Consider the following 6927-nt stretch of genomic DNA (forward strand, 5'->3'; position numbering starts at 1 on the left):
TGTTTCAGCTCACTTTCCGGACTGCTAGCCTACCCCGAACACCGTTCAAGTTGCTCGGCCGGACCGGCCGGACGAAGGGATTCGTGCTCATGACCCAGGCAGCCGTCAGGACCGAAGCCGACAGCGCGGCAAGCGAAGACATCTTGGCGATCGCTCGCGAGCAGGTGCTCGAGGGTGGCGTCGGGCTCACCCAGGAGCAGACCCTCGAGGTGCTGCGGCTGGGCGACGACCGGCTCGAGGAGTTGCTCGGGCTCGCCTACGACGTCCGCATGAAGTGGTGCGGACCCGAGGTCGAGGTGGAGGGGATCATCTCGCTGAAGACCGGCGGATGCCCCGAGGACTGCCACTTCTGCTCGCAGTCTGGGCTTTTCCAGTCGCCGGTGCGCGCGGCCTGGCTGGATATTCCGAGCCTGGTCGAGGCGGCCAAGCAGACCGCCAAGACGGGCGCGACCGAGTTCTGCATCGTGGCCGCCGTGCGCGGACCGGACGCGCGGCTCATGGCGCAGGTCGCGGCGGGTGTCGAGGCCATTCGCAACGAGGTCGACATCCAGGTGGCGTGCTCGTTGGGCATGCTGACCCAGGAGCAGGTCGATCAGCTGGCCGCCATGGGTGTGCACCGCTACAACCACAATCTCGAGACCGCCAAGTCGCATTTCCCGAATGTGGTCACCACGCACACCTGGGAGGAGCGCTGGGACACACTGCGCATGGTGCGCGAGGCCGGTATGGAGGTGTGCTGCGGCGGCATTCTCGGTATGGGCGAATCTCTCGAACAGCGGGCCGAATTCGCGGCGCAGCTGGCAACCCTCGAACCCGACGAGGTGCCGCTGAACTTCCTCAACCCGCGTCCGGGCACGCCGTTCGGCGATCTCGAGGTGCTGCCCGCCGCCGACGCGTTGCGTGCCGTGGCCGCGTTCCGCCTCGCCCTGCCGCGCACCATCCTGCGCTTCGCGGGCGGTCGCGAGATCACCCTCGGCGATCTCGGCGCCAAGCAGGGCATTCTGGGTGGTATCAACGCTGTCATCGTCGGCAACTATCTGACCACCCTGGGCCGTCCGGCCGAGGCGGATCTGGATCTGCTGGGCGAGTTGAAGATGCCGATCAAGACGTTGAACGAAACCCTCTGATATCAGCGGGTTATGGAGAGCCGGTACCTTACAGAGGTGGTCGTGGACATAGAGGAGCGCTACAACCCCTTCACGGGCAAGCGGGTGGTTCCGGGTCTGGACGATCCGGTGCCAGCGGCCGCGGCCTTGGGATTGGAGCCGCCGCGGTTCTGTGAACAGTGTGGGCGGCGCATGATCGTCCAGGTCAGCCCCGACGGCTGGTGGGCCAAGTGCTCGCGGCACGGGGTGCTCGATTCCACGAGCCTGGAACGCCGCTAGTGGCAACGGCATTCACCGCAATGGCGCGGGAAGGCCGGGCGGCCGCGGTGGTCTTCGCCGCCACCTGCGCGGCCAGCGTGCTCGGCGGGGTGGTGTGGGCCTTCCTCGCGCCCGCCGAACAGCTGCTGGTGGTCGAGCCCGATCGTGGGGCGGCGCTGACGGGGGAGAGCATGCACCGCTTCGACGCGGTGGCCATCTTCATTCTCATCGGTGCGGTGACCGCGGTGCTGGCCACGGCCGCGGCGTGGCGCTGGCGCAGTGCGCGCGGTCCGATGCTGCTGGCCGGGGTGTTCGCGGGCGCGGTGGCCGGGGCCTGGTTGATGCGGATCGTGGGGGAGGCCGTCGCCGAACAGCTGCACACCCGGCCCGCGCATCCGGCGGTGCACACCATTGTCGAACTCGCGCCCACGGTCGAAGGCTGGTCCGCGCTCATCGTGCAGCCATTGCTCGCCGCGTTCGTGGTGCTGGTGCTGGTGTCGCTGAGCACCTCCGACGATCTGGGCAGCGGCCAGTTCCTGCCCTTCGGCGGCGAGCGCCCGGAGCCGGTGCCGGTCGCGCCCGGACAGTACGGGTCGGCCATCAGTTACGGCCCGTATCCCGGTAATCCGGGGCAGGCGTTCGGCCCGCAGGATCCGGTGGTGCCGTTCGAGAATCCGGAGCAGCCGGTTCGGGAATCCGATCCCTCCCGCTGACGTTGCCGTCCCCGGGCCGCCGAAATTCGGTGGATCCGTGAGCGCGGTCCGGCTACCGTTGCCGCGACTTGTTCACCGGAATCCGGGAGGGGGATCGGCCATGGCTGCCGTTCGTCATATCGATAGCTCGGCGCCTGCCGATGATGCGCCCGCCGCCACCGAGCGGCCCGATCTCGTGGCCTGGCGACGGCGGCACGAGGTGCGCCGATCCAATGCCACACAGCCGATTCCGAATGGTCGCCGCTACAGCCGCGGCCGCAAACATCGCAATCGGGACTGGTGACGCCGCGCCTGTGATCGCTCCGTGACGGTGTATTAGCCCGACGGTGTGCTACAATGTGCTCTGCATCTTCCGGTCGTAGCCTGAGGGGTGCGGTCAGTGCGGCGCGCGGAAGGGGCGATGGATCATGGGCTTCGTGGGCGGCGGACTGGTGGTCGAAGAAGTCGACGGCGAATACTGGCTCTTGCGGGAACCGCTGATCTACAGGGCCGATGTACAGGAGTTCGCGATCCCCTCCGGATTCCGCACCGATTTCGCCTCGGTGCCCCGCGTCCTGGTCTGGCTGATTCCCCGCTACGGCGTCTACACCCGCGCCGCCATCCTGCACGACTTCCTCATCCGCTCCGCGGCGGTCTCCAAGGCCGACGCCGACGGGATCTTCCGCCGCGCCATGCGCGAGGCCGGAGTCTCGGTGCCGCGCCGCTGGATGATGTGGGCCGCAGTGCGTATCGCCTCCCGCCTGGCGGGTATTAAGCCGGGGGAGTTCCTGCTGTTCCTCATGATCGCCGTGCTGTCGGTCCTGTTCCTGACGATCCCCGTGCTCGTAATCCTCCTTGCGCTGCTGGTGTTCTGGTTCGTCGAGCTCGCGTTCTGGGCGTGCTCGCGCATGACGCAACGCACCGAACGTCCCGCCCCGGGCCCGGAACTCAAGGCGGACTGAGGATTTCGAGACTCAGGTCGGTGGGCGCAGGGCGGCGAATTCGTCGGTGACGCGGATGCCGGAGTCGGTGAAGCGGTAGACGGCGGCGGGGCGGCCACCGGCGCGGCCCGGGGAGGCGGTCGCGCCCGTTGGGGTAATCACCTTGCGGCGGGACAGGACTCGTTGCAGGTTCGTGGTGTCTACGTCGTAACCCAGTGCTGCGCAGTAGATTTCGCGCAGCGTGGACATGGTGAACTGCTCCGGGGCGAGGGCGAAGGCGATGTTCGTGTAGGACAGTTTCGCGGCCAGGCGGGTGCGGGCGTGCTGGGCGAGGACGGCGTGATCGAAGGACATGTCCGGCAGGGCCGAGACCGGGTGCCAGCGGGTGTCCGGCGGCAGCTGGGGGTCGGCGGTCAGGGGGACCAAACCCAAATAGGCCGAGGCGATTCGGCGGTCGCCCGGTACGCGATTCGGGTTGCTGAAGACCGAAATCTGTTCCAGGTGATTGAGTTCGCGCACATCCACCTTCTCGGCGAGCTGGCGGGCGGCTGAGGTGTCGAGGTCCTCGTCATCGCGCAGGCGGCCGCCCGGGAGTGACCAGGTGCCCTTGGCGGGGTCCAGTGCACGCTCCCACAAAAGAACCGCCAGTTCGGTCCGGTATCCGGCCGGGCACCGGGTTCCGGCGGGTACCGAAACGCTCTCAACTGCGGTGATGCTCTTCGGGAACCGTCGAACCTGGAACACCGCGGTGAGCGTTTCGTGGATGGTGCTATGATGGGCCACGTTTTCGATTCTAAGTCGAAAACCGGTTGGATGCGAATCGGCGAAGTGGCCGAGCGCATGAGAGAAGGAGCCATGCCATGGCTGCACTAGGTGCGACGATGACGCTCGCGGAGCGCATCGCGGACGGGCCGTCGGGATTCACGGGCATCGAGGCCACTCCCGAGTGGGCGCAGGAGATCAAGCGACTGGCGCGCGAGCGCAATGCCACCATCCTGGCGCACAACTACCAGCTGCCCGAGATCCAGGACGTCGCCGACCACGTGGGTGACTCCCTGGCGCTGTCCCGGATCGCCGCCGAGGCGCCCGAGGACACCATCGTGTTCTGCGGCGTGCACTTCATGGCCGAGACCGCCAAGATCCTCAGCCCCGAGAAGACGGTGCTCATCCCGGATCAGCGCGCGGGTTGCTCCCTGGCCGACTCCATCACCGCCGACGAGCTACGCGCCTGGAAGGACGAACATCCGGGCGCGCTGGTGGTCTCCTACGTGAACACCACCGCCGCGGTGAAGGCGCTGACCGACATCTGCTGCACGTCCTCCAATGCCGTCGACGTGGTCGCCTCCATCGACCCGGACCGCGAAGTGCTGTTCCTGCCCGACCAGTTCCTCGGCGCCCACGTCAAGCGCGTCACCGGTCGCGAGAACATGCACATCTGGATGGGCGAATGCCACGTCCACGCGGGCATCAACGGTGACGAGCTCAACGAGCAGGCCCGCACCCACCCCGACGCCGAACTCTTCGTGCACCCCGAATGCGGTTGCGCCACTTCGGCTCTCTACCTGGCGGGCGCAGGGGAGTTCCCGGCGGACCGCGTGCACATCCTGTCCACCGGCGGCATGATCGACGCCGCCAAGGCGGCGAAGTCCTCCCAGGTCCTGGTCGCCACCGAGGTCGGCATGCTGCACCAGCTGCGAAAAGCCGCCCCCGGCATCGACTTCCAGGCCGTCAACGACCGCGCCTCCTGCAAATACATGAAGATGATCACCCCCGCCGCCCTCCTCCGCTGCCTGGTGGAGAACCGCGACGAGGTGCACGTCGACCTCGAAACCGCCGCCCTGGCCCGCAATTCGGTCCAGCGCATGATCGAGATCGGCAATCCGGGCGGCGGAGAGTAACCATGTCGCTCCGAACCCCGGCGGCCGACCAGCCCGCCGGGAACCGGGCGGGAGCTACTCCAGCGGTCGTACGGGATTCCGCCTCGCGGCGGAGGAATGAGCGATGATGTCCAACTCCATGGAGTGGGAAGCCGAGGCCGACCTGGTCGTGGTGGGCGGCGGTGTGGCGGGTTTGACGGCCGTCCGGACCGCCGCGCTGCGCGGATTGCGGGTGCTGGTGCTCAGCAAAGGCGGGCCTACCGATACGTCGACGCAGTATGCGCAGGGCGGGATCGCGGTGGTGGCGCCGCACGGGGATTCGGTGGAATCGCATGTCGAGGACACCGTGGTCGCCGGGGCGGGGCTGTGCGATGTCGAGGCGGTGCGGTCGATCGTCGAGGGCGGGGTGGAGGCGGTCGACGCCTTGACGGCGCTCGGCGCGGTCTTCGACCACGGCCGGGACGGGGAAGTGTCGCGGACCCGGGAGGGCGGGCACAGTACGCGGCGGATCATTCATGCCGGTGGGGACGCCACCGGGGCCGAGGTGCAGCGGGCGTTGAATGCGGCTGGGCTGCCGGTGATGTTCGGGGCCGCCGTCGTGGATGTCGTGACCGGGCCCGAAGGCGTGCGGGGGGTGATTGCGGTGTCGGACAAGGGTTTCGGTGTCGTGCATGCGCCCGCGGTGCTGCTGGCGACCGGCGGGTTGGGGCAGCTGTACGCGTGCAGTACCAATCCGGCGGGGGCGACGGCCGATGGGATCGCGCTGGCCTTGCGGGCCGGGGCGGTGGTGTCGGATCTGGAGTTCGTGCAGTTCCATCCGACCGTGCTGTTCAGTCCGGGCGGGGTGGGGCGGCGGCCGCTGATCAGCGAGGCGGTGCGCGGTGAAGGCGCGGTTCTCGTTGGCTCGCTGGGTGATTTGGTGATGGCCGGAGTGCATCCGCGGGGTGATCTGGCGCCCCGGGACATCGTGTCCAAGGCCATTGCCGCGCGCATGCTCGACCTCGGGGCCGATCACGTCTATCTGGACGGGCGGGCCATTGCGTGGTTCGGGGAGCGGTTCCCGACGATTACGGCATCCTGCCGGGCCGCCGGGATCGACCCGCGCGTCGATCTCATCCCCGTCGCGCCCGCGGCCCACTACCAGTGCGGCGGCGTGGTGACCGATACGCACGGCCGCACAACGGTTCCCGGCTTGTACGCCGCCGGTGAGGTGGCGCGTACCGGCCTGCACGGCGCGAATCGGCTCGCCTCCAACAGTCTCCTCGAAGGTCTGGTGGTCGGCGGCCGGGCGGGCGTCGCGGCGGGCGAGCGCATCGGCGCGGCCGAGCGGATCGGCGAGGTCGCCGTGCGCGCCTATCCGCGGGCGGACCGGAAACTGCTGCAGGAGTTGATGACCCAGCATGCCGCCGTGGTCCGCGACGGCGACGGCCTGCGCGGGGCAGTACTGCGCCTGATGGGGTTGATCGCCGACAACAGCGCGACCGGCGAGGTGGCGCACGCGAATCCGGCCGCGGTCACCCGGGAGCTGGAGGACGCGGCGCTCACCCTCACCGCCCGCGCGCTGCTGCTGGCGGCGTCCGCGCGCACCGAAAGCCGGGGCTGCCACCTCCGTTCCGACCATCCGGAGGCCCGCGACGAGCTGCGCCACCCCATCGCGGTGCGGCTCGGAGCCGACGGCCGCCCACAGCGAGCAATCGAAGAAGGAGTGCAGTAATGACCCTCGACGCCGGACTCGATCGCGACGAGGTGCTCGCGCTCATCCGCACCGCCCTCGACGAGGATCTGCGGTACGGCCCCGATATCACCACGCTCGCAACGGTTCCCGCCGATGCGGTGGCCAAGGCCGCCATGGCATCGCGGCAGCCTGGCACCGTGGCGGGCCTGGACGTCGGCCTGCTGGTACTCGACGAGGTGATCGGCGTGGGCAACTACGAGATCACCGAGCGCGTGGCCGACGGTACCCGCGTACAGCCCGGTGACACTGTCCTGCGCCTGATCGCCCCCACTCGCGGCCTGCTCACCGCCGAGCGCACCATGCTCAATCTCGTATGCC

General features: G+C 68.7%; 8 protein-coding genes and 1 pseudogene. 8 read left to right on the top strand and 1 reads right to left on the bottom strand.

Translation table 11 applies throughout. The features are described 5' to 3' along the window. Window positions 1-89: 89 nt before the first annotated feature. The 5 genes from bioB (at window position 90) to NC4_RS31750 (ending at window position 3018) form a co-directional block, all read left to right on the top strand. The gene (gene bioB, locus NC4_RS31730) at window positions 90-1127 is read left to right on the top strand and encodes a biotin synthase BioB (RefSeq protein WP_067545861.1); all 1038 of its coding nucleotides are present in this window, start codon (window positions 90-92) and stop codon (window positions 1125-1127) included. Between the two features lie 42 nt (window positions 1128-1169). Beyond that, window positions 1170-1385: a biotin synthase auxiliary protein BsaP gene (gene bsaP / locus NC4_RS31735; RefSeq protein WP_245722076.1), complete on the top strand. Its 216-nt coding sequence runs from the start codon at window positions 1170-1172 to the stop codon at window positions 1383-1385. Continuing rightward, on the top strand, window positions 1385-2077 hold the full coding sequence (locus tag NC4_RS31740; RefSeq protein WP_067545789.1) for a DUF2567 domain-containing protein: 693 nt from the start codon (window positions 1385-1387) through the stop codon (window positions 2075-2077). Before bsaP ends, NC4_RS31740 begins: the two co-directional genes overlap by 1 nt. 100 nt (window positions 2078-2177) lie before the next feature. After that, window positions 2178-2360 (top strand): hypothetical protein, encoded by a 183-nt coding sequence (locus NC4_RS31745; protein WP_067545792.1) that lies wholly within the window; start codon window positions 2178-2180, stop codon window positions 2358-2360. Between the two features lie 124 nt (window positions 2361-2484). Further along, a complete protein-coding gene (locus NC4_RS31750; RefSeq protein ID WP_067545795.1) occupies window positions 2485-3018 on the top strand; it encodes a DUF1353 domain-containing protein in 534 nt (177 codons plus the stop codon). Between the two features lie 12 nt (window positions 3019-3030). On the opposite strand, the gene NC4_RS31755 is transcribed toward NC4_RS31750, so the two are convergent. Next, window positions 3031-3780, bottom strand: a complete 750-nt coding sequence (locus NC4_RS31755) for an NUDIX hydrolase (RefSeq protein WP_067545799.1) — start codon at window positions 3778-3780, stop codon at window positions 3031-3033. A 77-nt stretch (window positions 3781-3857) separates the two neighbouring features. Here NC4_RS31755 and nadA point away from each other — a divergent pair, with 77 nt between their 5' ends. The 3 genes and pseudogenes from nadA to NC4_RS31770 form a co-directional block, all read left to right on the top strand. Continuing rightward, complete coding sequence (gene nadA / locus NC4_RS31760; protein WP_067545801.1) at window positions 3858-4895, top strand: quinolinate synthase NadA; 1038 nt, start codon at window positions 3858-3860, stop codon at window positions 4893-4895. Between the two features lie 103 nt (window positions 4896-4998). Beyond that, window positions 4999-6588 carry an L-aspartate oxidase gene (locus NC4_RS31765; RefSeq protein WP_439957571.1) on the top strand — a complete coding sequence of 530 codons (1590 nt, stop codon included), beginning with the start codon at window positions 4999-5001 and terminating at the stop codon, window positions 6586-6588. Continuing rightward, a pseudogene (locus NC4_RS31770) lies at window positions 6588-6927 on the top strand (carboxylating nicotinate-nucleotide diphosphorylase); the annotation flags it as partial. The gene NC4_RS31765 and the pseudogene NC4_RS31770, both read left to right, overlap by 1 nt.

This window comes from Nocardia crassostreae, from assembly GCF_001613405.1.
Lineage (GTDB): Bacteria > Actinomycetota > Actinomycetes > Mycobacteriales > Mycobacteriaceae > Nocardia > Nocardia crassostreae.